This window comes from Gordonia hirsuta DSM 44140 = NBRC 16056 (genome assembly GCF_000333015.1).
In the GTDB taxonomy this organism is placed as follows: Bacteria; Actinomycetota; Actinomycetes; order Mycobacteriales; family Mycobacteriaceae; genus Gordonia; species Gordonia hirsuta.
The window spans coordinates 1-21,199 of the sequence record NZ_BANT01000018.1 but is presented as its reverse complement, the minus strand read 5'-3'; the positions used below and the strand labels follow the sequence as shown (position 1 = coordinate 21,199).

Below are 21,199 nucleotides of genomic sequence, written 5' to 3'. Positions count from 1 at the left end.
ACCATGGCAGACAATGACACCTTCACCCCACGCTCTGTGCTGGTCACCGGCGGCAACCGCGGCATCGGTCTAGCGATCGCCCAGCGGCTTGCCGCCGACGGCCACAAGGTCGCGGTGACCCACCGGGGCTCCGGAGCGCCCGAGGGCCTGTTCGGCGTGCAGTGCGACGTCACCGACACCGAGTCGGTCGATCGGGCGTTCAAAGAGGTCGCCGAGCACCAGGGTCCGGTCGAGGTGGTCGTGGCCAACGCCGGCATCACCGAGGACACCCTGCTGATGCGCATGAGCGTCGAAAGCTTCGAGAACGTCGTCAACGCGAACCTGACCGGGGCCTTCCGGGTCACCAAGGCCGCGACCCGCGACATGCTGAAGAAGCGGTGGGGCCGGTTCATCTACCTCGGCTCGGTCGTCGGCCTGATGGGTACACCGGGCCAGGCCAACTATGCGGCCTCGAAGGCCGGCGTCATCGGGCTGGCCCGTTCGGTGACCCGTGAACTGGGCGGCCGCAACATCACCGCCAATGTGGTGGCTCCGGGTCTGATCGACACCGATATGACCCGCTCACTGCCCGAGGAGTACACCAAGACCGCCGTGGATCAGGCGATCCCGGCCAAGCGGATGGGTCAGCCGGAAGAGGTTGCCGCCGTGGTCAGCTTCCTGGCCTCGGACGATTCGGCCTACGTCACCGGCAACGTCATCAACGTCGACGGCGGTCTGGGTATGGGTCACTGACCCGCGCCCGCCCCGATCGCCACACCCCCAAACCCCAGGAGCCAACACCGTGAGCGGAATCCTCGCAGGCAAGACCGTCCTCGTCACCGGCATCATCACCGATGCATCCATCGCGTTCGCGACCGCCGCGCAGGCCCAAGAGGCCGGCGCCAAGGTGATCATCACCGGCATCCCCGAGCGGCTGCGGCTGATCAACCGCATCGCCAAGCGGCTTCCGCACGAGGTGCCCGATGCGATCGGCCTGGACGTCACCGATGAGGAGAGTCTGGCCGCGCTGGCCGATCAGGTCCGTGCCCTGGCGCCGGAGGGGCTCGACGGCGTCGTCCATTCGATCGCCTTCGCCCCGCGCACCCTGATGGGACCGGATGCGCTGCCTTTCCTGGAGGGCCCGGGCCCCGATGTGGCCAAGGCCTTCGAGATCTCGGCGTGGAGTTACGCCTCCCTGGCCCGCGCGGTCCTGCCGGTGATGAACGAGGGCGGCTCCATCGTGGGTATGGACTTCGATCCGCGCACCGCGGTGCCGGACTACAACTGGATGGGCGTGGCCAAGGCGGCCCTCGAGTCGGTGAACCGCTATGTCGCCCGTGAGGTCGGCTACGCCAAGAAGGTCCGATCGAACCTGGTGGCCGCCGGACCGATCAAGACTCTGGCCGCCAAGGCGATCTCGGGTACCGCCACCGACGATGCCAAGAAGCTGAACATGCTCAACGAGTACTGGGACGGCGCCTCGCCGATCGGCTGGAACGTCGACGATCCGACCCCGGTCGGTAAGAGCGTCGTGGCGCTGCTGTCGGATTGGCTGCCGGCCACGACCGGATCGATCGTCTACGTCGACGGCGGAGCCAGTCACAATACCTGGTTCCCGGAAAACATGCTGGGCTGACCGGATGCCTGACGCCTCCGGCGGCGCCGCCTTCACCGCGCTGCTGTTTCACTCCTTCGGGGGACCCAACCAGCCCGCCGACGTCCGCCCGTTCCTGGAGAACGTCACGCGCGGCCGCGGGGTCCCGCCCGAACGCCTCGAAGAAGTCGTCGACCATTACCTGCACTTCGGCGGGGTCTCGCCGATCAACCGGCTGAATCTGGACATGATCGCCGCGCTGCAGGCCGAGTTGCGCACCCGCGGCCTCGACCTTCCGATCTATTTCGGCAACCGCAACTGGACGCCGTATGTGGCCGAGGCGATCGCCCAGCTGCAGGCCGACGGTCACCGACGCGCGCTGGTCTTCCCGACATCGGCGTGGGGAGGGTACTCGGGATGCCGGCAGTACCATGAAGATCTCGCTGCCGGGCTGTCGGAGGTGCCCGGCTCCGCGGAACTGGTGCTGCGCAAACTACCGCAGTACTGGGATCGTCCCGGATTCGTCGCCGCAGCCGCCGATGCCGTGCGGCGCGCACAGGCGCAGCTGGGGGAGGGCACCCCGATCCGGCTGGTCTTCACCGCGCATTCGATTCCGATCGCGGCCGACCGGACCGCCGGGCCGCCGGACGGCGACGGGTTCTTGTACTCGCGCCAGGTCGCTGCGGCCGCTCAGCAGGTCGCCCGGGAACTTGGTCTGGATCGGTTCGATCTGGTCTGGCAGTCTCGCTCCGGCCCGCCGGAGGTGCCCTGGCTCGAGCCGGACATCTGCGATCACCTCGAAGACCTCGCCGAACAGGGGGTGGGCCGGGTGGTGGTGTGCCCGATCGGTTTCATCTCCGATCACCTCGAAGTGATCTGGGATCTGGACTCGGAGGCCCGCGAGGTCGCCGAGAAGCTCGGGATGGACTATGCCCGCGCCGATACGGTCGGAACCGATCCGGTGTTCATCGCGATGATCGCCGATCTGATCCAGGAGTATCACGCCGGAGACGGTGACACGCAGGCACTGGGCTGTGCGGACAACGGCAGCTTCTGCCGTCCGGGATGCTGCCAGTTGCCTGCCCGCCCGGCCCGCTCCGGCGCACGATCTGCCGGCTGATTCGGACCACTCCTGCCAGTGGCGGTGCTCAGCCGTCGCGGCGGTATTCCCGCAGCAGGTCGTTGACGGCCGCCGCGCGTGCCCGGCGCGTCAGCGCGCTCAGCCGCCGCAGTTGACCGGCAGCGGCTTCGAGCTGTTCGGCCGAGACCCCCGGGCCTGCGCCGGCCAGTTCGATGATCGCCTCCAACTGCGCTGCGCTGGCCAGGACACGATCCGCGCGCGGCCGGTCATGCGGCGGCAGCTCCAGCGCGAAAGTCCGGGTCCGGGCGGTCAGCGCATCTCGCAGATCGGCCGGCCCGCCGGCGCGCGGGCCGCTCAGGGCAGCGATCACCACGGCGGCCTCGCCAGTGGCTTCGCGCAGCTCGTATTCCATCTCGCCGAGCCCGCGGTCTCCGCCGAGCGCCGACAGATCCAGTGGCTGCGCCAGCGCGCGCACGCTCCAGCGGCATCGTTCGATGCTGCCGCGAGCGGTCAGTGCCAGTGGTGGCTGCTGCGGGCGCTCGAGAAGCAGAACCTCCTCGGCCGACGACAGCACCCCGGTCTGCGGGCCTGGCGGCAGACCCTGCAGATCCCCGGGCGACGGCAGCAGCACGACCTGGCTCGGCGCCTGACCGACCAGCGCGACCAGGTCCAGGGCAGTGCCGCCCGGATTCAGCCCGCTGTCGGGGGCGACGTCGAGTTCATGGCTCTGGGCGTAATCCTGCAGGGTGTGCAGCACATCATCGGGGGCGACCCGGCCGGCACGCCAGGCGGCCGCCCACACCGCCAGCGCCGATACCGGCCAGGCACGGGCCAGCCCCGTCGTGGAGTGGGGAAGTGATCTGGACATGACCTCCCAGGATACGCGGAGCGTCGCCTCGGTTCGCCCGCCCGCGTGACCTAGCCTGGACAGCCGTGAGGGATGACCGCTACGGACGTGATGTACTGGCGCAGCCGCGCCGCAGCAAACCCGCGGCACCGCAGGTGGCCGGCGAACAGGGCCTGGTGGTCGAGGATGCGGCCACCGGCTACTGCGGTGCCATCGTGGGCTGGGAGAAGACCTATGCCGCCGATATGGTGCGCCTCGAGGACCGGCACGGTGGGACCCGGGTGTTCCACGCCTTCCCGGCGGCCTTCCTGATCGACGGCAAACCGGTCACGCTGGTGCGGCCGGCAGGCCGCGGGCCGAATGCTCCGCGCACCATCCAGACCGCCTCCGGTTCGCGGGCACTGCCGCGCCAGCGCGCACGCACGGCCCGGGCAAGCCGGATCTTCGTCGAAGGGGTCCACGATGCGACCCTGCTCGAACGGGTGTGGGGCGACGACCTGCGCGCCGAGGGGGTCGTGGTGATGAGTCTGGACGGTCTGGACAATCTGGATCAGGCCCTGGACGACTTTCGGCCGGCTGAGCATCGGCGCGCCGGTGTTCTGGTTGACCATCTGGTGTCGGGGAGCAAAGAGGAGAAGCTCACCGCCGAGGTCGGGCCGAATGTGCTCGTCTGCGGTCATCCGTATGTCGACGTCTGGCAGGCGGTGAAGCCGGCGGCGGTCGGTATCGAGGCCTGGCCGGTGATCCCGATGGGCACCGACTGGAAGACCGGAATCTGCCAGGCCCTGGGTTGGGGCAGCCCGCAGGACGGCTGGCGGCGGGTACTCGGTGCGGTGTCGGACTTCCGGGATCTGGAGGTGCCGCTGCTGCGCAGCGTCGAGGAACTGATCGACTTCGTCACCGAACCGCCGGAGTAGCCGTTTGGCAGCACGCGTCCGAGCGTGGAGCGGCCGAGCTCAGCCGCTGCCGATCACATGGCCGATGCCGGCTGCCGCACATGCCCACAGCACCGAGGCGAAGGTGCCCAGAATGAACTGCTCGCTGGCGTGGTGTTCGCGTAATTGCGGAAACCGGGCCAGTCCTTTGACACCCAGGATCACGGCGATGCCGGCGGGCCAGGCGGCCAGTAGGCACACGGCCACCGCAGTGCGTTCCAGCACCCCGATCACCCGTCCGCCGCGCAGGAACGGTTCGGCCGGCGGATCATCGTAGTTCTCGTCGCGGGTGGGGATCCCGCCCGCGGTCAGGACCGCCCGGACGAAGTAGCCGCCGGTGAGTGCGGCGGTGAGGACCGCGATCACCGTGGCGGTCGCTGCCGCAGCGCCGTGCAATCCGGGTGCGGCGACAGCGGCGCCGGCGGCCGCGGCCAACAGCGTCCCGAGAATCACTGTCATCGCCAGGTCGTATCGGCGGACGTCGGCGTCGCTGCGTTCGGGATTTCCGGCCAGGAGCACCCGCACCGGCATTCCCGCCCCTGCGAAGAGCACCGCGACGGCCAGCAGGATCGTCGCCGTCATCGTTGTTCCTCACTGGCGCGTAGCAGTCTGGTCACCAGGGCGCGGGCATCGTCCTCCAGATCCCAGCGCGCCGACCGCAATCGCAAGGAGACCGCCTGCGGGCTGATGCCCAGGTGTTCGGCCGCCTGGGCCTGGGTCATCCCGGCCGAGACCAGCTCGACGGCCTCACGGCCGGCCGATGTGCGCCCGGTGTGCAGATCTACCAGCAGGCAGGCCGCTGTCTGGGTGGCCGGGCACCACGTCGAGGCGCCCCGCACCCGCAGCGGGATGCGCTGACCCTTGGCTGCCTCCACCGCGACGCGCGCGGCCTCGAACGCCGGACCCCGACCGGCTCGGGTCGAAAGCGGAAGCGGCTGGTCGACGTCGTCGATCCCGATTCCCACAGTCCACTGACCCCCGGCCGCCAGAGCGATGGCCACCGAGGTGACGGCATCGGGATCATCGAAGACCGCCTCCACCTCGTCCCCGGCGGTCCGTTCGAAACCCCGCACCACCGGTATCCGGCGGAAGCGTTCGATCAGTTCGGGCACGCGGTCCGGGCCCCGGCGACTCGATCGCTGGTCGGCAGTGACGACGAACATGCGTGCTTCCTTTCCGGCGCCCCGACCTGCGAACTGTCCGACCCGCGAGCCCCCTGAACCGCGAGCCCCCTGAACCGCGAGACCATTATTCAATGGTGCAGGCTTGATCTGAGGAATTCAAGCTTTCAGGCTTGTTGCGCGGTGACCGGCATCCGCGCATCGATGACCAGTCCGATCACACCGACCGAGAACAACGCCGCCGAGACCCCCACCATCAGCGGACTGGCCTGACCGGCGAGCGCATCCCCCAGGAAGACCACCGCTGCCGTTCCCGGTGCGGTTCCCACGATGCTGGCGACCGCATAGGGGAGGGGCCGCACCGACGATAGGCCTGCGGCGTAGTTGACCATCGCGAACGGACAGACCGGAATCAGCCGGAGCGAACCGACGGCCAGCCAGCCCCGGCGCTCCAGACGCTCCTCGACAGCGCGCACCACCGGCCGGTCCAGGAAACGCTGCACGCGGGCACGGCCGAGCCGGCGTGACAACCAGAAGGCGACCACGGCGGCCAGGGCCGCCACGATCATCGATCCACCGAATCCGACCGCCGGACCGAACAGCACTCCCGACATCATCGTGAACGGCGAGCGGGGGATCGGCCCGATGATGGCGAGCAGGTTCACCACGAAGAACACCACGACGAACCAGGGCCCGACGGATTCAGACCATTCGCGCACCCGTCCGATCGACGGCAAAGGCACCAGATAAGCGCCCAGGAGAACGACGATGACCGCCGCCAACGCGGCCACTGCCCGCCAGAGGGTGCGCCAGGCCGCCGTCCGCGGGGCCGGTCCGACCGTCCCGGTGAATAGATCGACGGGCTCTTCGACAACCCGCGACCGACTGGAGTAGCGCACCAGGCAGAGTTTAGTGCGCCCACCGCTGAAGCGGGCCTGGTGCGTGACGGTGTCTCGGGTCACAACACCATCACCGAATGGCACACCGCTCATCGGATACTGTGCAAGACAGGCCCACGGCCAGGCGACCACGGAGGACTACCGCAGCGATGACAGCACAGCCCACCCAGCGGACACGAGAGCAACTCGACGAGGACTATCAGCGCTGGTCAACGGCCGCGGCCGCGGTCCTGGCCAAGTCGCGCCGAATCGAGCCCGCCGACCTGCCTGACACACCCGAGGCATTGTTGTCGACGCCGACCCGCGACGAGGTGAGTATCCGGCCTCTCTACACCCGCAAGGACGAGGTCGGCGAGCGCGGCCTGCCGGGCGGATTCCCGTTCGTCCGCGGCGCCGACCCGGCCCGCGATGTGCAGCAGGGGTGGCGGGTCACCGAACGTTTCGGCGATCTGCCCGGTCAGTCCGCCGAAGGCCTGAACGAGACGATCCTCGATGCGGCCGGGAGCGGCACCTCCGGCATCTGGCTGGCCGTCGGACCGGCCGTGCAGGCCGGCGACCTGGCGGCGGTCCTGAACGGGATCTATCTGGATCTGATGCCCGTCACCCTGGATGCTGGTGACGACGGGCTCGCCGCGGCGCGGGAGTTTCTGTCGGTGCTGGCCGACCGGCCGACCCCACCGCAGGAGGCACCGGCGCTGCTGGCGACCACCCACAGCCTCGGTCTGTCCCCGTACACCGCCGCCTTCTCCGGCCGCCCGAGCGTGTGCGCCGCCGAGGCGACCGAACTTGCAGCACACGCCCCGGCCCGGGTGCGGACCTTCCGCGTCGACGGCACCGACTTCGCTCAGGCCGGTGCCTCCAACGCCCAGGAGCTGGGCCTGCTGGTGGCCGCCGCTCTCGCGCACATCCGTGATCTGGCCGCCGCCGGTGTGTCACCGTCCGCCGCGCTGAATCAGATCAGTTTCGCCGTCTCGGTCGACGACGATCAGTTCGCCGCGGTGGCCAAGCTGCGGGCTCTGCGGCTGATGTGGGCTCGGGTGGCACAGGTCCTGGGGACGCCCGAGGCCGGAGCCGCACTGACCCACGCCGTCACCGATCTGTCGATGCTCACCCAGCGCGACCCGTGGGTGAACATGCTGCGCACCACCGTGGCCGCCTTCGGTGCCGGCGTCGGCGGCGCCGACCAGGTCACGGTCCTGGGCTACGACGCCGCACTGCCGATCGCCGAGCGGTCCTCGAGCCCGACCTTCTCGGCGCGGATCGCCCGCAACACCCAGTTGCTGCTGCTCGAGGAGTCCAATATCGGGCGCGTCTTGGATCCGGCCGGCGGTTCCTGGTACGTCGAGGACCTCACCGACGGTCTGGCCGCAGCCGCCTGGCAGGTGTTCACCGACACCGAGGCCCACGGCGGCTACCGCGACGCCCTGGACCAGGGTGCGATCGCGCGCTGGATCGATCAGGCGCTGGCCCTGCGGGACGAGGCCGTCGACCACCGCAGCGCGCCGATCACCGGCGTCTCAGAGTTCCCGAACCTGGGCGAGTCCGCATTCGCTGCGGCGCTGGCCGATACGACGGATCTGCCCACCGCGACGGCGAAACTGGCCCGCGTGGCCCGCCGCTTCGAAGAACTGCGCGATCGCGCCGATGCGGCGACCGCAACCGGAACGCGGCCGGGCATCGTGCTGCTGCCGCTAGGCACCGTCGCCGAACACAACGGCCGCACGACCTTCGTCGCGAACCTGCTGGCCGCCGGCGGCATCGAGGCGATCAACCCCGGGCCGATCACCGCCGAAAGCCTCACCGAGACCCCCGGCATCGCCGGCGCCCCGGTCGCGGTGATCTGCGGAACCAAGGCCCGCTACCAGAGCGACGGTCCGGCACTGCTGGCTGCGGCGCGCGCCGCCGGGATCGGCCGGATTCTGCTGGCCGGACCCGATCGCGAATGGCCCGACGGCGACGACGCCCCGGACGGTTCGCTGCAGGTCGGAATCGACGCCGTCACCACCCTGACCGAGTTGCTGGACACCGTCACCGCGCACGCGGGGGAGTAAGAGATCATGAGCGACAACACCGACCGCACCTTCACGGTTCCCGACTTCGCTGACGTCGAACTGAAGCTCGACGAGCTGACCCAGCAGCCCACCGCTGCCGCAGAGTCAGAGCTGGTCGATACGCTGGCCACCACCCACGGCTACAGCGTCGAGCAGACCCTCTGGCACACCCCCGAGCAGATCGACGTCGCTCCGGTGTACACCCGCGCCCAGCGCGACGCCACCGCCGCCGAGCAGGAGTACCCGCTCGACTCCATCCCCGGTGAGGCACCGTTCATCCGCGGGCCCTACCCGACGATGTACGTCAACCAGCCGTGGACCATCCGGCAGTACGCCGGTTTCTCCACCGCCGCCGAGTCCAACGCCTTCTACCGCCGCAACCTCGCCGCCGGCCAGAAGGGCCTGTCGGTGGCCTTCGACCTGGCCACCCACCGCGGGTACGACTCGGACCATCCGCGCGTGGCCGGCGACGTCGGTATGGCCGGCGTGGCCATCGACTCCATCCTGGACATGCGTCAGCTGTTCGACGGTATCGACCTGGGCAGCGTGTCGGTGTCGATGACCATGAACGGTGCGGTGCTGCCGATTCTGGCGCTGTACGTGGTGGCCGCCGAGGAACAGGGCGTACCGCCGGAGAAGCTGGCCGGGACCATCCAGAACGACATCCTCAAAGAGTTCATGGTCCGCAACACGTACATCTATCCGCCGACGCCGTCCATGCGGATCATCTCCGACATCTTCGCCTACACCAGCGCGAAGATGCCCAAGTTCAACTCCATCTCGATCTCCGGCTACCACATCCAGGAAGCGGGAGCGACCGCCGATCTGGAGCTGGCATACACGCTGGCCGACGGCGTGGAGTACATCCGGGCCGGACTGGAGGCGGGCCTGGACATCGACAAGTTCGCGCCGCGGCTGTCGTTCTTCTGGGGAATCGGGATGAACTTCTTCATGGAGGTCGCCAAGCTGCGCGCCGCCCGGCTGATCTGGAGCGAACTGGTCGCCCAGTTCGAGCCGAGGAACCCCAAGAGCCTGTCGCTGCGCACCCACTCGCAGACCTCCGGCTGGTCGCTGACCGCCCAGGACGTGTTCAACAACGTCGCGCGCACCTGTGTCGAGGCGATGGCCGCCACCCAGGGCCATACCCAGTCGCTGCACACCAATGCCCTCGATGAGGCGATCGCCCTGCCGACTGACTTCTCGGCACGGATCGCCCGAAACACCCAGCTGCTGCTGCAGCAGGAGTCGGGCACCACCCGGCCGATCGACCCGTGGGCAGGCTCGAACTACGTCGAATGGCTCACCGCCGAACTGGCGCAGAAGGCCCGCGCCCACATCGCCGAAGTCGAGGCCGCCGGCGGTATGACACAGGCGATCAACGAAGGCCTGCCCAAGCTGCGGATCGAAGAAGCCGCCGCGCGCACCCAGGCGCGCATCGACTCCGGACTGCAGCCGCTGGTGGGAGTCAACAAGTACCGCGTCGACGAGGACGAGGAGATCGAGGTCCTCAAGGTCGACAACTCGAAGGTGCGCGCCGAGCAGTTGGAGAAGCTGACCCGGCTGCGAGCCGAACGCGATCAGGGTGCCGTCGACGCCGCCCTGGCGAACCTGACGCGCGCCGCGGCCGAGTCCGGCGGCAGCGACCTGAGCAACAACCTGATGGCATTGGCCATCGACGCCGCGCGCGCCGGAGCCACCGGCGGCGAGATCTCCGACGCCATGGAGAAGGTCTTCGGCCGCCATCAGGCCGAGATCCGCACCATCAGCGGCGTCTACCGACACGAGGTGGGTGAACAGGTGAAGGACGTGGAGCGGGCCATCGCCGTGGTCGATGCCTTCGCGCAGGCCGAGGGACGCCGTCCCCGCGTGCTGGTGGCCAAGATGGGGCAGGACGGCCACGATCGCGGCCAGAAGGTGATCGCCACCGCGTTCGCCGACCTGGGCTTCGACGTCGATGTCGGCCCGCTGTTCGCCACACCTGAGGAGGTGGCCGGACAGGCCTCCGATAACGACGTGCACGTGGTGGGTGTCTCGTCGCTGGCCGCCGGCCACCTGACATTGGTGCCGGCGCTGAAGAAGGCACTGGCCGATGTGGGCCGCGAGGACATCATGATCGTGGTCGGCGGGGTGATCCCGCCGGGCGACTTCGAGGAGCTGTACCAGGCCGGGGCCACCGCCATCTTCCCGCCCGGCACCGTAATCTCCGAGGCGGCCGTCGGGCTCATCGAGAAGCTCGCCGACTCGCTGGACCTGTCGCTGTCGCTGCCCGACGCCTGATGAGGGGCCGGCGGTTTTCCCGTCCCCGAAGGACTAGAGCAGAACGGATCTGACGAGACACATGGCACCGCGCCCGATCGACGTCGACGCCCTCGCGCAGGGGGTCCTGGCCGGTGATCGCGCCACCCTGGCTCGCGCGATCACCCTGGTCGAGTCCACCCGCAGCGATCATCGTGACCTGGCGCAGCGCCTCCTGCTGAAACTGACGCCGCATTCAGGCGCCAGCTTCCGGGTGGGGATCACCGGTGTGCCCGGTGTCGGCAAGTCCACCACCATCGAGGCGCTGGGCATGCATCTGATCGATCTGGGCCATCGAGTCGCGGTGCTGGCAGTTGACCCTTCCTCCACCCGCACCGGTGGGTCGATCCTGGGCGATAAGACCCGGATGGGCCGGCTGTCGGCCGCCCCGCAGGCCTACGTGCGACCCTCGCCCACTTCGGGCACCCTGGGCGGAGTCACCAAGGCCACCCGCGAGACCATCGTGCTGGTGGAGGCCGCCGGCTACGACGTGGTGCTGGTGGAGACCGTCGGCGTCGGCCAGTCCGAAGTCAGTGTGGCCGGAATGGTCGACACCTTCAGCTTCCTGACTCTGGCGCGCACCGGCGACTCGCTGCAGGGCATCAAGAAGGGCGTGCTCGAACTCGCCGAGATCGTCGTGGTGAACAAGGCCGACGGCAAGCACGTGAACGAGGCCCGCGGCGCCGCCCGCGAACTCCGCAACGCACTGGGGCTGATCTACCCGCACGATGCCCTCTGGACGCCGCCGGTACTGACCATGAGTGCGCTGGAGAATACCGGTGTCGACGAGTACTGGAACGCCATCGTCGAACACCGGGACGTCCTCACCGCGGCCGGGGAGTTCGACCGGCGCCGTGCTCAGCAGCGGGTCGACTGGACCTGGCAGATGGTGCAGGAGGCGATCCTGTCCCGGCTGGAGAACGATCCGCACGTGCGGGCGGTCCGCGCCGAGGCCGAACGCGGTGTCCTCGACGGAACCCTGACTCCGGCGCTGGCCGCCGAACAGATCGTCGGCGCGGCCGGCGGAGTGATCGGTTCCTGAAGCCGGCTTCGGCTCAGCCGCGACTGAAGTACCGCCGCGGTCATCGGGTCGGGATCGCCCGGCCCGGTCCGGTGAAGTGGAACTGCACCGGCGCCTCGTCATCGATGTAGATTCCGGTGGCCGCGACGAGTTCATGCCATCCACCTGCCCGTTGACCCGCTGCACGCGGGGAGGTAGCGCCCCGTCCGATGACCGTCGGGTCAACGATGGTGGTTGCGTGCTCCTCAGCCGAGGAACCGCTACCGCGCAACCCCGGTGGAAAGCTGCTCAGGGGCCCGCTGCGCGACCAGACTCGCTGGGGTGCACCGCAACGCTGATCTTCGGCTCGGCCCCGGCGTTGATGCCTAGGATCGACGATATGAGCAATCTGGAAGCCCATCCCGTCGAGATGGACTGCGGCGGCGAACCCGATCCCGGCATCGAAGTGATCGGCGCACGCAAGGTGCCCCTGGGCGGACCGCGGGCGATGCTGGTCAGCCGGACCTTGCCGACCCGTGATCGCTCGATGATCGGCGCCTGGTGTTTCGCCGACCACTACGGCCCAGACGACGTCGCTGCCACCGGCGGCATGCGGGTGCTGCCCCATCCGCACACCGGTCTGCAGACCGTCAGCTGGCTGTTCACCGGGGAGATCGAGCACACCGACAGCGCAGGGGTACACGCGATGGTGCGCCCGGGCGAACTCAACCTGATGTCGGCCGGTCACGGCATCAGCCATTCGGAGGTCTCGACTCCCGAGACGACGGTGCTGCACGGTATGCAGCTGTGGGTGGCGCTGCCCGACGTCGCCCGCCACGGGCCCACCGGATTCCAGTTCCACGCACCCGAACCGGTCGCGCTGCCCGGCGGCGTCGTCCGGGTGTTCATCGGCAGCCTGGGCGGTGCCTCGTCACCGGTGGAGACCGCGACTCCGCTGTTGGGCGCCGAAGTGATCGTCGACGCCGGTGCCACCCTGGCGCTGGAGGTGGATCCGGCATTCGAACACGGCCTGGTGCTGGACACTCCGGCGCTGAACTTCTGCGAAGTCGGGCTGGAGCATGCCGATCTGGGATACGCCGGACCGGGCCGAACCGAGCTGGTGCTGCACAATCCGCGCACCGAACCGGCCCGCGCAATCCTGCTCGGAGGCGAACCGTTCGACGAGGATCTGGTCATGTGGTGGAACTTCGTGGGCCGTACCCACGAGGAGATCCAGGAGTACCGGGAGCAGTGGGAAGCGCGGGACGAGCGTTTCGGCACGGTCGCCGGCTGGACACAGGATCATCGCATCCCGGCACCGCCCCTGCCCAATGCGCGGCTGCGCCCCCGCAAGCGCCCGCACTGAGCAGGCATCCGCCCCGTGCGAGCCGGAGCCTGCCGGCGCACAACCGGTCTGCCGGTGTGTTCAGGCGTCGTCGCGCATGACCGCTTCGACGGCGGCGGCACCGGCCTCAGGGTCCTCGTCGGCACCGACCTGAGCAGCATGACGGGCCGCGACGACGGCGCGCTGTCCAGCCGGTAGCCACAGGGCCGCGCTGATCGCAACGAGCGTCAGCACGCCCGCAGCGATCAGCAGGGTCTCGATGCTCACCACATCGGCCAGCGGCCCGAAGACCAGCATCCCGAACGGCATCGCCGCCGCCATCACGATGCCCAGGAAGCCGAAGACCCGTCCCTGGCGTTCGGGTTCCACAGTCTCCTGAAGCAGCGTCATCGCCGGGGTGGAGAAGAACGGCACAGCCAGCCCGACCAGAAACATGAAGCCGAAGAAGACCCACAGGTGCGCAGACAGCCCCAGCCCGATCGACAGCAGACCGAAGACGTACGACGAGGCGATGATCAGGCCGATCCGGCTGCGCTTGGCGAAGAAGACGGCCACCGCGATGCCGCCGAGCACCATGCCGACACTGAACGAGACCTCCAGGACGGCCAAGTTCACCACATCCTGGGTCTCTCCGGCGGGGAAGGACCGCACCAGCATCAGCGGCGTCAGGTTCGACGGGGCCACCATCAGCAGGAACACGATTGCGAACACCAGCAGGACCCAGCGGACAAAGGCGTGCTGGGCGATGTACCGGACCCCGTCCACCAGGTCGGTGAAATAGCCGACGTCGATATCGGCGGTGGCCCGGACGGTGGGGACGACGATCAGCGCCAGCACGCCGATACCGAGCGCGGCCGTGACCACGTCGATGAACAGGATCGGGACCAACGACGCGGCCGTGCCGCCGTTACCGGCGGCCGACCATGCGTACACGCCGCCGGCCGCAGCGGGGGAGAGCAGGGCGATGGCCGACTGGATCGACCCGTTGATGCCGTTGACCCGGATCAGGTTGCGTGTCGGGACGATCTGCGGGATCAGCGCCGACACCGCGGGCGTCTGGATGCCTGCGCCCGCCGACCGGATCGCCAGGATCAGGAAGATCAACCAGAGCGCGTCGTAGCCGGTCATCATGATCAACGCGAGCAGCAGCGTCGCCATCGCGATTGCGCCGTCGGCACCCATGATGAGGTATTTGCGATTGTGCCGATCGGCCCACACGCCGCCGAAGATCGAGACCACCGCCTGCGGGAGGAAGCCGAAGATTCCGGCGAACATCATGATCACCCCCGACTGGTAGGTGATCGTGAGGTACCAGAAGACGGCGTACTGCACGAGCATGGACCCGAACAGGCTGATCGTCTGGCCACCGAGGAACAGAGTCGTCCTGCGTAGCCAGTGCGGTGGATCAGGCGCCTCGCCGGCCGGACCGGGCACGGAATCGGTCAGGTCGGTCATGACCACGCTCCGTTCCTGTCCCACATCGCCGCACACGTGTGCCGCCACCGCCGCGGTCGTGCCGGCCAGCGCCGGAACCGCGAGAGGTCACGTTAGCAGGTCAACAGCGGAGAGACCGGACGGCAGCGGAGAGGAAACCCGATCTGCCGAAACCCGCGGGGACGCGGCGATATGGTCGCATCAGAGTGACCACACATCGGAGGGGAATCCATTGACCACGAATTCGTCAGACGCTGTCAACCGCAATATCGCGACCGCCGCGGCAATCTTGGGCATCGCCTCGGTTCTGATGTTCTGGATACCCATCATCGCGCCGATCGTCGGCGTGATCGCCGTGGTCCTGGGATTCGTGGCGCGAGAGAGGATCGTCCACGCCGGTCAGACCGCCTACCTGGGGGCAGCCAACATCGCGATCATCACCGGGGTGATCGGAGTGATCATCGGCGTGATCCTGGTCGCGCTGAGCTTCGGCTTCGGCCCCAGCGTCAACTACTGACCCGGGCCGATCGGCTGCGGCACCGGCCCACCATCGGCACGCGCGCTCAGACGACGAAGTCGTCCCAGTTGGTCGACAAGTACTCGATGAACGCCGGGCCCACCGACTCGGCCCGCAGCCGCTCGGCGGTCACGGGCACTGGATCGGAGACGAAGTCCGGATCTGTCACCGCGCGGGCGGCAAAGTCGTGGTGGATGATCGCGCCGGTGCCGATCATCGCGAAGTCTGCCCCCTGCGTGAGGATCGACCGCGCATCGGCGGCCGACAGTATCTTTCCGGCCGTCCCCAGCCGCACCGGCCCGCGGGGGAGCTCGGTGAAGTAGTCGAGCAGGCGCCGTCCGGCGAACTCCGCCTCGTAGGGCTCCTTGAACGCATCCCACAGCGACAGGTCCAGGTAGTCGATCTGTCCGTCGGCCAAGACGTCGGCGGCCAGCGCACGAGCATCGCTCAACGAGATGCCGTAGCGCTCGGGGGGACAGCCGCAGACCGACCTGAAAGTCCGCACCCGTGGCGGCGCGGACCGCGGCGATCGTCTCGTGGATGATCCGTGCCCGATTCTCCGGGCTTCCGCCGTAGCGGTCGTTCCGCAAATTCTGCCGGGCGTCGAGGAACTGGGCGAGCAGATAGCCGTGCGCACCGTGGATTTCGACACCGTCGAACCCGGCTTGCTCGGCCAGGACCGCGGAAGCAGCGAAATCCTCGACGACCTCCTGCACGTCTCGCGTGCTCAGCGCGGTGGCGTTCTTCGCCGGATCGTCCCACGGTGCCACCCGGACCGGTGTCAATGCACCGTCGCCGCGGCGCCCGCCGTGCTGGAGTTGCAGCGACGAGACCGCGCCGGTGGCGGCGATACCTTCGGCCAGTCGCCGCAGGCCGTCGAGATGGTGCTCCCCGGCAGCGCCGAGCTGACCGGGAAAGGTATGACCGTCGTCCCGGATATAGGCAGCAGCCGTCATGACCAGGCCGAAATCGCCTTCGCCCCGGCGGATGAGCCACGCGAACTCGTCGTCGGACAGGGCGCCGTCGTCGTGGCTCTGCATGTTGGTCAGCGGTGCCAGACCGAGCCTGTTCCGCCAGACCGGACCCCGTGGCAGGGTGAGCTGCGCACCCAGTTCGGCGGTCACTGCCGTGCGGGCAGGTCGCCGGAGGGGGCTGCATCCTTGTCGGTCTTATCGGCACCGAGCTTGCTCAGCAGACCGGCGACGTCGATCCCGGTCGTTCCGCGGATCAGTTCCAGGCTGCTGGCCAGGCCTGCTCCGGCACTCCGGGTCAGCGGGTCCACGCCGTCGCCGACCAGGGTGATGTTGGCGTCCTTGAGCGGCTCAGCTGCGGCGGTGACGATGCTGGGCAGTTGGCCGAGGACCAGCTCCAGCTGGCCGACCGAATCGAGCATGCCCAGGGCGGCGGCGCGCTTCTCTAGCGCCTGCGCCTCGGCTTCACCGGTGATCCGAATGCCCTCGGCGCGAGCGGCGGCTTCGGCGACGATCTCGGCCTTGCGCGCCTCGGCGCGCTGCTGAGCTGCGTACAGCTCGGCTTCGGCCGGGCGGCGCACCTCGGCGTCGAGTTCGGTGTCCCGCAGGCGGGCCGCCTGCTCGGCGACCTCGTTATCCTTCTCCACCTGAATCCGGCGGCGCTCGGCCTCCACCAGCGGGCGAACGGCATCGGCTTCGGCTGCGGCCCGGTCGGTCGCCTGCCTGGCGGCCTCGCGCTCGATATCGAGTTCGCGCTGCTGCTCGATGATGGCCTGCTCGTTGGCGATCCGGCTCTGTTCGGCGACGCGGTGCGCTTCGGCGCGGGACTGTGCAGCGATCGCTGCCTGGTCCGACCGCTCCTTGGCGGCCAGGTCACTGAAGTACTGTCCATCCGAATCCTGCACATCGTTGATGGAGAAGCTGTCCAGCAGCAGACCCTGGTTGCCCAGAATCTCCTTGATCGACTGGGCGACCTGGTCGACCAGCGCCTGGCGGTCGACCAGGATGCTCTTGGCCGTCATGGTGCCCACGATCGAGCGCAGTTCACCGGAGAGCTGCTCGGTGACCAGTGCCTTGACCCGGTTGAGATCGTCGCCGAAACGGGGGCCGGCTTTGAGGATGGCTTCCGGCGTGTCGCCGACCTTGACCACCGCGACGCCGCGAACCTTCAGTTCGATGCCGTCGTTGGCGGGGGTCGAGGTGTCCAGATCGGCCTTGATCGACGACAGCTGGACACGAGTGGCGCGCTGCACCACCGGCAGGACGAAGGTGCCGGTGCCCCGGTAGACCTTGCCCTGATGCCCCTTACCGGTACCGGTGACGATGAACGCCTCCTCGGCTCCGGGAACGCGGTAGCGCGAGAGCAGCAACAACACGACCAGCACGATCAGGATCAGGACGACGATGATCGCCACAACAATCGGCGAGAGCATGAGTAGGGGTTCCTTTCATCGGGAACGGGCGCGGTGAATCAGCGGCACCGCTGGGGTTGGGGAGGTCAGGTGTCCAGGTCGGAGAAGGGGAGTTGTTCCACGACGTAGGCGTCGAGGACGTCGTGCCGCGCGACGATGCGGACCCGGTCGTTGTGGGCGAACGTCCGGTTCCCGGTGACGGTGACCTGGCGTTCACCCAGCGGAGTGTCCACAGTCGCGGTCCCGTACCGGCCAGGGCTGACCGGTTCGACCACTCGAGCCGAACTGCCCAGGATCTCGACCTCGGGAAGTTCCTGGCCAGAGCGCCACAGCCATCGCACGGTGAGGCCGGCGACCATTGCCAGGACCAGACCGGCCAGCGCCCCGATGAGGAGCGCCAGGGGAGTTCCCACGTCGCCGAAGACGATCAGCCCGCCGGTCAACAACCCGAATCCGGTCACGAAGGGCATCAGAATGGAGGTGAAACCGACACCGGAATCACCCAGGTCCACATCGAAGCTGCCCAGGTCTGCGCCCACCAGCGAGAGCAGCGTCAGCGCCAGGCCGACACAACCGATGATCAGCAGGATGATGCCGAGCACAGAACCTCCGCGTCCTCGTGTTCTCTCGTGGTGCAGTCCAGTCTTGCACAGTGCGCGAGAAGGCCGGCGCTGGCTGGCTGCGGCGGCCGCATAGCCGATATTGATCGACACGTCTTGTGCACCGATACCGAAGAATCACCAACGACGGCACAGAAACGCACATATCTCTGACACACAGTGCTCCTGATCACAGTCGGCGCTGAATCTGATGATCCGAAGAAGGAAGAATATGCAGAAACTCACGCACCGTCGTACCGCCGCCGTCATCGCCGGAATTGCTGCCGTCACGCTCACCGCGGCAGGCTGCAGTTCGACGACTCGAAGGATTCGGCCAGTTCAGCCGCCAGCGTTGCAGCCTCGGCCGCCGGGAGCGCGGCCAGCGCCGCCACCGAAGCCGGAAGCAGCGCGGCATCGGCTGCCGCCAAGGCGGCCAAGAACGGAGTCGAACTCGAGGCTGCCGATGGCTCCACGGTCAAGCTCACTGGCCCGATCGCCGTCAAGTACGCCGAATCCACTGACGAACAGAAGTCCGATCTGGGCAAGCCGATGACCGGCGACGATGCCTCCGGCACCAGTGAGAGCGGAGTGGTCTTCCAGCAGTTCGACGGCGGCGTCATCACTGCCAAGAACAATGATTCCGGCACCCCTGCCTACATCACGTGGGGCAAGATCCGCGACGCCTGGAACGTCAAGCGAGACTCCGACGGTCAGCCCTCGGCCGACGGCAAGGGCGGATCCAACGGGCCGCTGGGTGCGGCCACCAGTGACGAGACCGTCGACGGAGACATGAAGAAGTCGACCTTCGAACACGGCGAGATCACCTTCAACACCTCCGATGACAAGGTGACGGTGACCGTCAACGGCAAGGAAGTCGACGCCGAGTAGTCCTGCCACGCGGCAACGGACTTCCAGGACACCTCGTCTGCCCATGGCGGACGAGGTGTCCTCTTTCGGTAGGTTTGAGCCAGACCGATGACGATCTAGAGGCTGGATAGAGATGACGACCATCAACGCACCGATCATCGCCGCAGTAGACGGCTCCGAACTGGCCCTGGATGCGGTCCGCTGGGCCGCCACGGCGGCGGTGCGCCAGAATCGTCCGCTGCAGATCGTCTGCGTGATCGAACCCGCACCCGTCCAGTACGGCACGGCGATCGCCATGGCTCAGGCTTACGTCGACAGCTCGCGGGCATTGGCCGAGGGTGCACTCGACATCGCCAAGGCTGTCGCCGCAGAGACTGCCCCGGAGGTCGACGCGGTAGGAGAGATCTTCGAAGGTCGCCCGGCCTTGGTGCTGCGGCAGCTGTCCCATCATGCACGCATGCTGGTCCTGGGTCGGCGCGGCCTCGGTGGCGTGCGCGGACTCCTCCTCGGCTCGGTCAGCACCGACGTCGCCGCCCACAGTGAATGTCCGGTCGTGATCGTCTCGCACGGGACGGCCAACGACGGACCGGTCGTGGTCGGCGTCGACGGTTCGGAGGTGTCGGCCGGTGCGGTGAGTGAGGCATTCCAGGCTGCCTCGATGCTCGAGGTTCCACTGATCGCTGTGCACACCTACGCCGACTATCCGGGGATCTCAGCCTTCGACCTGGTGGAGAACGGGCGGCAGTTCCTGATCGATGAGGCACGGGAGAGTCTGGGGATCCAGTTGGCTGGCGGTCTGGCGGATCATCCGGATGTGCCCGTCGAACGAATCGTGGCCATGCAGCCCCCGGCGGGCGAGATCCTCGATGCGGCCGAGAATGCCCAGCTGATCGTGATGGGCAGCCGCGGGCGGGGAGGATTCCGCAGCCTGATGCTGGGTTCGACCAGTCAGTCCGTACTACAGGTTGCGCAGTGTCCGGTGATGATTGTGCCGCGTTAGCTCGGCGCAGATCCGATCGCACGGGACGAACCCGATCGGTGGGATACGGTCGGGGCTGCCGAACTCCGACCGTCGAAACCTCGACGGTCGTCCCGTTGGAAAGGAATACATGAGTATCTCCGCGTACCGTCGCACTGCTGGAATCGTCGCAGGTCTGGCCGCCGTTACCCTGGTCGCCGCGGGCTGTAGCAGCGACAGGGACGAGAAGACCGACTCGACGCATTCTGCGTCTGTGCAAGCCAGTGCGCCGGCTGTTTCGTCTGCCACCTCCGCCGAGTCCACGGCACCTTCCGAGGAGCCCTCGGCTGCGCCGGAGTCCGACTCCGACGTGACCCTGGAGTCCAGCACCGGGCGCGAAGTGACCCTGACCGGGCCCATCGCGGTGAAGTACTCCAGTGCGAGCGAACAGCAGAAGAAGGATCTCGGTAAGCCGCTGGGTGGCGACCACAATGCCGGTACTCGTGACAGCGGCGTGGTGTTCCAGCAGTTCGAAGGTGGTGTCATCACTGCGGTCAACGATGACGCCAGCACTCCCGCCTACATCACGTGGGGTGAGATCCGCGATGCCTGGAATGTTGAACGCGACGAGACCGGCAAGCCGGATGAAAGCGGTATGAACGGGTCCGCCGGCCCGCTCGGAGCTCCGACCAGTGACGAGACTGCCGACGGTGATCTCCGCACCACGACCTTCCAGAACGGAAAGATCACCTACAACACGAAGACCGGGAAGATTCAGGTCACGGTGAATGGCAAGGTGAACCCTGAGGAGTGATCCGCAGGTGATGACAATTCGGTCCCCGGGCAGCGCTAGCGCCCGGGGACCGAATTGCATTCAGCAGATGCCTCCGCGATTCTCGATCCGTCACTGCACTCGGCACTGCCAGTGAGCACAAGGCGCGGAACACCGAAGAGCCGCACCATCAACCCTGGATCTCGAAGCAGACCGCTGCTCGGATTCGAGTCGTCCTCGCGCCAGTAGATGTCAAGCATGTCTTGCAGGGAAGCTGGAGCGCCATCAGATAGCACTGAATATCGCTGCACTGACGCTCGGTGGGCGGATCGGCCTTGCGGCACCGAGCGCCGCTGGCCCCGCAGTGGCCATTAAGCCATCCCGACGGTCCTGCTGCACGTGACATTGCCGGACGTTCCGTTCAGGACGATCAAGGACGGCCCGAGACTGGGCGGCAGTCTCCGCCGCATGCCGGTGGCCTGGCCGGTTGGTGGTGGGCCGGGTTGGCGGGGTGGGGGTGGT

General features: G+C 68.0%; 19 protein-coding genes and 2 pseudogenes. 12 read left to right on the top strand and 9 right to left on the bottom strand.

Annotation, left to right across the window (positions count from 1 at the left end; translation table 11 throughout):
• Nucleotides 1-3 precede the first annotated feature (3 nt).
• Genes fabG1 through GOHSU_RS07210 form a run of 3 tightly spaced genes read left to right on the top strand, consistent with a single transcriptional unit; the run spans nt 4 to nt 2,693 of the window.
• On the top strand, nt 4-732 hold the full coding sequence (fabG1, locus tag GOHSU_RS07220; protein ID WP_005939070.1) for a 3-oxoacyl-ACP reductase FabG1: 729 nt from the start codon (nt 4-6) through the stop codon (nt 730-732).
• Nucleotides 733-781: 49 nt separating this feature from the next.
• The gene (gene inhA / locus GOHSU_RS07215; RefSeq protein ID WP_005939067.1) at nt 782-1,615 is read left to right on the top strand and encodes an NADH-dependent enoyl-ACP reductase InhA; all 834 of its coding nucleotides are present in this window, start codon (nt 782-784) and stop codon (nt 1,613-1,615) included.
• A gap of 4 nt (nt 1,616-1,619) precedes the next feature.
• On the top strand, nt 1,620-2,693 hold the full coding sequence (locus GOHSU_RS07210) for a ferrochelatase (protein WP_005939065.1): 1,074 nt from the start codon (nt 1,620-1,622) through the stop codon (nt 2,691-2,693).
• 28 nt (nt 2,694-2,721) lie between these two features.
• Here GOHSU_RS07210 and GOHSU_RS16730 read toward each other — a convergent pair whose 3' ends face one another.
• Entirely contained in the window at nt 2,722-3,522 is an 801-nt protein-coding gene (locus GOHSU_RS16730; RefSeq protein ID WP_005939063.1) for an Rv1486c family protein, read from the bottom strand.
• A gap of 65 nt (nt 3,523-3,587) precedes the next feature.
• Here GOHSU_RS16730 and GOHSU_RS07200 point away from each other — a divergent pair, with 65 nt between their 5' ends.
• Nucleotides 3,588-4,418 (top strand): DUF3097 domain-containing protein, encoded by an 831-nt coding sequence (locus GOHSU_RS07200; RefSeq protein ID WP_005939060.1) that lies wholly within the window; start codon nt 3,588-3,590, stop codon nt 4,416-4,418.
• A gap of 39 nt (nt 4,419-4,457) precedes the next feature.
• Here the strand turns inward: GOHSU_RS07200 and GOHSU_RS07195 are convergent, their stop codons facing one another.
• The 3 genes from GOHSU_RS07195 to GOHSU_RS07185 all read right to left on the bottom strand — a co-directional run bounded on the left by GOHSU_RS07195 (nt 4,458) and on the right by GOHSU_RS07185 (nt 6,519).
• On the bottom strand, nt 4,458-5,018 hold the full coding sequence (locus GOHSU_RS07195) for a hypothetical protein (RefSeq protein ID WP_005939057.1): 561 nt from the start codon (nt 5,016-5,018) through the stop codon (nt 4,458-4,460).
• On the bottom strand, nt 5,015-5,599 hold the full coding sequence (locus tag GOHSU_RS07190) for a hypothetical protein (RefSeq protein WP_005939054.1): 585 nt from the start codon (nt 5,597-5,599) through the stop codon (nt 5,015-5,017). Before GOHSU_RS07190 ends, GOHSU_RS07195 begins: the two co-directional genes overlap by 4 nt.
• A 125-nt stretch (nt 5,600-5,724) precedes the next feature.
• Nucleotides 5,725-6,519 (bottom strand): TVP38/TMEM64 family protein, encoded by a 795-nt coding sequence (locus GOHSU_RS07185; RefSeq protein WP_005939050.1) that lies wholly within the window; start codon nt 6,517-6,519, stop codon nt 5,725-5,727.
• A gap of 86 nt (nt 6,520-6,605) precedes the next feature.
• Here GOHSU_RS07185 and GOHSU_RS07180 point away from each other — a divergent pair, with 86 nt between their 5' ends.
• The 4 genes from GOHSU_RS07180 (at nt 6,606) to GOHSU_RS07165 (ending at nt 13,168) form a co-directional block, all read left to right on the top strand.
• Nucleotides 6,606-8,507 carry a methylmalonyl-CoA mutase family protein gene (locus tag GOHSU_RS07180; RefSeq protein ID WP_005939047.1) on the top strand — a complete coding sequence of 634 codons (1,902 nt, stop codon included), beginning with the start codon at nt 6,606-6,608 and terminating at the stop codon, nt 8,505-8,507.
• A gap of 6 nt (nt 8,508-8,513) precedes the next feature.
• Nucleotides 8,514-10,784, top strand: coding sequence for a methylmalonyl-CoA mutase (gene scpA / locus GOHSU_RS07175; RefSeq protein ID WP_005939044.1), 2,271 nt, complete (start codon nt 8,514-8,516; stop codon nt 10,782-10,784).
• Nucleotides 10,785-10,845: 61 nt separating this feature from the next.
• Nucleotides 10,846-11,844 carry a methylmalonyl Co-A mutase-associated GTPase MeaB gene (gene meaB, locus GOHSU_RS07170; RefSeq protein ID WP_005939041.1) on the top strand — a complete coding sequence of 333 codons (999 nt, stop codon included), beginning with the start codon at nt 10,846-10,848 and terminating at the stop codon, nt 11,842-11,844.
• Nucleotides 11,845-12,202: 358 nt separating this feature from the next.
• Complete coding sequence (locus tag GOHSU_RS07165; protein WP_005939039.1) at nt 12,203-13,168, top strand: pirin family protein; 966 nt, start codon at nt 12,203-12,205, stop codon at nt 13,166-13,168.
• Between the two features lie 60 nt (nt 13,169-13,228).
• Here the strand turns inward: GOHSU_RS07165 and GOHSU_RS07160 are convergent, their stop codons facing one another.
• Complete coding sequence (locus GOHSU_RS07160) at nt 13,229-14,602, bottom strand: MFS transporter (RefSeq protein WP_005939037.1); 1,374 nt, start codon at nt 14,600-14,602, stop codon at nt 13,229-13,231.
• A 211-nt stretch (nt 14,603-14,813) separates the two neighbouring features.
• On the opposite strand from GOHSU_RS07160, the gene GOHSU_RS07155 reads away from it, so the two are divergent.
• On the top strand, nt 14,814-15,098 hold the full coding sequence (locus GOHSU_RS07155) for a hypothetical protein (RefSeq protein ID WP_005939035.1): 285 nt from the start codon (nt 14,814-14,816) through the stop codon (nt 15,096-15,098).
• A 46-nt stretch (nt 15,099-15,144) separates the two neighbouring features.
• Here GOHSU_RS07155 and GOHSU_RS17215 read toward each other — a convergent pair whose 3' ends face one another.
• From GOHSU_RS17215 to GOHSU_RS07140, 4 genes and pseudogenes are all read right to left on the bottom strand, one after another.
• Complete coding sequence (locus GOHSU_RS17215; RefSeq protein ID WP_245551700.1) at nt 15,145-15,549, bottom strand: beta/alpha barrel domain-containing protein; 405 nt, start codon at nt 15,547-15,549, stop codon at nt 15,145-15,147.
• A gap of 76 nt (nt 15,550-15,625) precedes the next feature.
• Nucleotides 15,626-16,138: pseudogene (locus GOHSU_RS17210) on the bottom strand (oxidoreductase); the annotation flags it as partial.
• Nucleotides 16,139-16,218: 80 nt separating this feature from the next.
• The gene (locus GOHSU_RS07145; protein ID WP_005939030.1) at nt 16,219-17,502 is read right to left on the bottom strand and encodes a flotillin family protein; all 1,284 of its coding nucleotides are present in this window, start codon (nt 17,500-17,502) and stop codon (nt 16,219-16,221) included.
• A gap of 65 nt (nt 17,503-17,567) precedes the next feature.
• Nucleotides 17,568-18,083, bottom strand: coding sequence for a hypothetical protein (locus tag GOHSU_RS07140; protein WP_005939027.1), 516 nt, complete (start codon nt 18,081-18,083; stop codon nt 17,568-17,570).
• Nucleotides 18,084-18,312: 229 nt separating this feature from the next.
• Between GOHSU_RS07140 and GOHSU_RS07135 the strand changes: the two are divergent.
• From GOHSU_RS07135 to GOHSU_RS07125, 3 genes and pseudogenes are all read left to right on the top strand, one after another.
• Nucleotides 18,313-18,968, top strand: a pseudogene (locus GOHSU_RS07135) (LGFP repeat-containing protein).
• Nucleotides 18,969-19,080: 112 nt separating this feature from the next.
• Nucleotides 19,081-19,947, top strand: a complete 867-nt coding sequence (locus GOHSU_RS07130; RefSeq protein ID WP_005939021.1) for a universal stress protein — start codon at nt 19,081-19,083, stop codon at nt 19,945-19,947.
• A gap of 109 nt (nt 19,948-20,056) precedes the next feature.
• A complete protein-coding gene (locus GOHSU_RS07125; RefSeq protein WP_005939018.1) occupies nt 20,057-20,719 on the top strand; it encodes an LGFP repeat-containing protein in 663 nt (220 codons plus the stop codon).
• The last annotated feature ends 480 nt before the right edge of the window (nt 20,720-21,199 follow it).

Coding starts and splice junctions, on each gene's coding strand:
- fabG1 (WP_005939070.1), top strand. CDS start 4: ATGGCAGACAATGACACCTTCACCCCACGCTCTGTGCTGGTCACCGGC.
- GOHSU_RS07210 (WP_005939065.1), top strand. CDS start 1,620: ATGCCTGACGCCTCCGGCGGCGCCGCCTTCACCGCGCTGCTGTTTCAC.
- GOHSU_RS16730 (WP_005939063.1), bottom strand. CDS start 3,522: ATGTCCAGATCACTTCCCCACTCCACGACGGGGCTGGCCCGTGCCTGG.
- GOHSU_RS07195 (WP_005939057.1), bottom strand. CDS start 5,018: ATGACGGCGACGATCCTGCTGGCCGTCGCGGTGCTCTTCGCAGGGGCG.
- GOHSU_RS07190 (WP_005939054.1), bottom strand. CDS start 5,599: ATGTTCGTCGTCACTGCCGACCAGCGATCGAGTCGCCGGGGCCCGGAC.
- GOHSU_RS07180 (WP_005939047.1), top strand. CDS start 6,606: ATGACAGCACAGCCCACCCAGCGGACACGAGAGCAACTCGACGAGGAC.
- scpA (WP_005939044.1), top strand. CDS start 8,514: ATGAGCGACAACACCGACCGCACCTTCACGGTTCCCGACTTCGCTGAC.
- meaB (WP_005939041.1), top strand. CDS start 10,846: ATGGCACCGCGCCCGATCGACGTCGACGCCCTCGCGCAGGGGGTCCTG.
- GOHSU_RS07165 (WP_005939039.1), top strand. CDS start 12,203: ATGAGCAATCTGGAAGCCCATCCCGTCGAGATGGACTGCGGCGGCGAA.
- GOHSU_RS07160 (WP_005939037.1), bottom strand. CDS start 14,602: ATGACCGACCTGACCGATTCCGTGCCCGGTCCGGCCGGCGAGGCGCCT.
- GOHSU_RS07145 (WP_005939030.1), bottom strand. CDS start 17,502: ATGCTCTCGCCGATTGTTGTGGCGATCATCGTCGTCCTGATCCTGATC.
- GOHSU_RS07130 (WP_005939021.1), top strand. CDS start 19,081: ATGACGACCATCAACGCACCGATCATCGCCGCAGTAGACGGCTCCGAA.
- GOHSU_RS07125 (WP_005939018.1), top strand. CDS start 20,057: ATGAGTATCTCCGCGTACCGTCGCACTGCTGGAATCGTCGCAGGTCTG.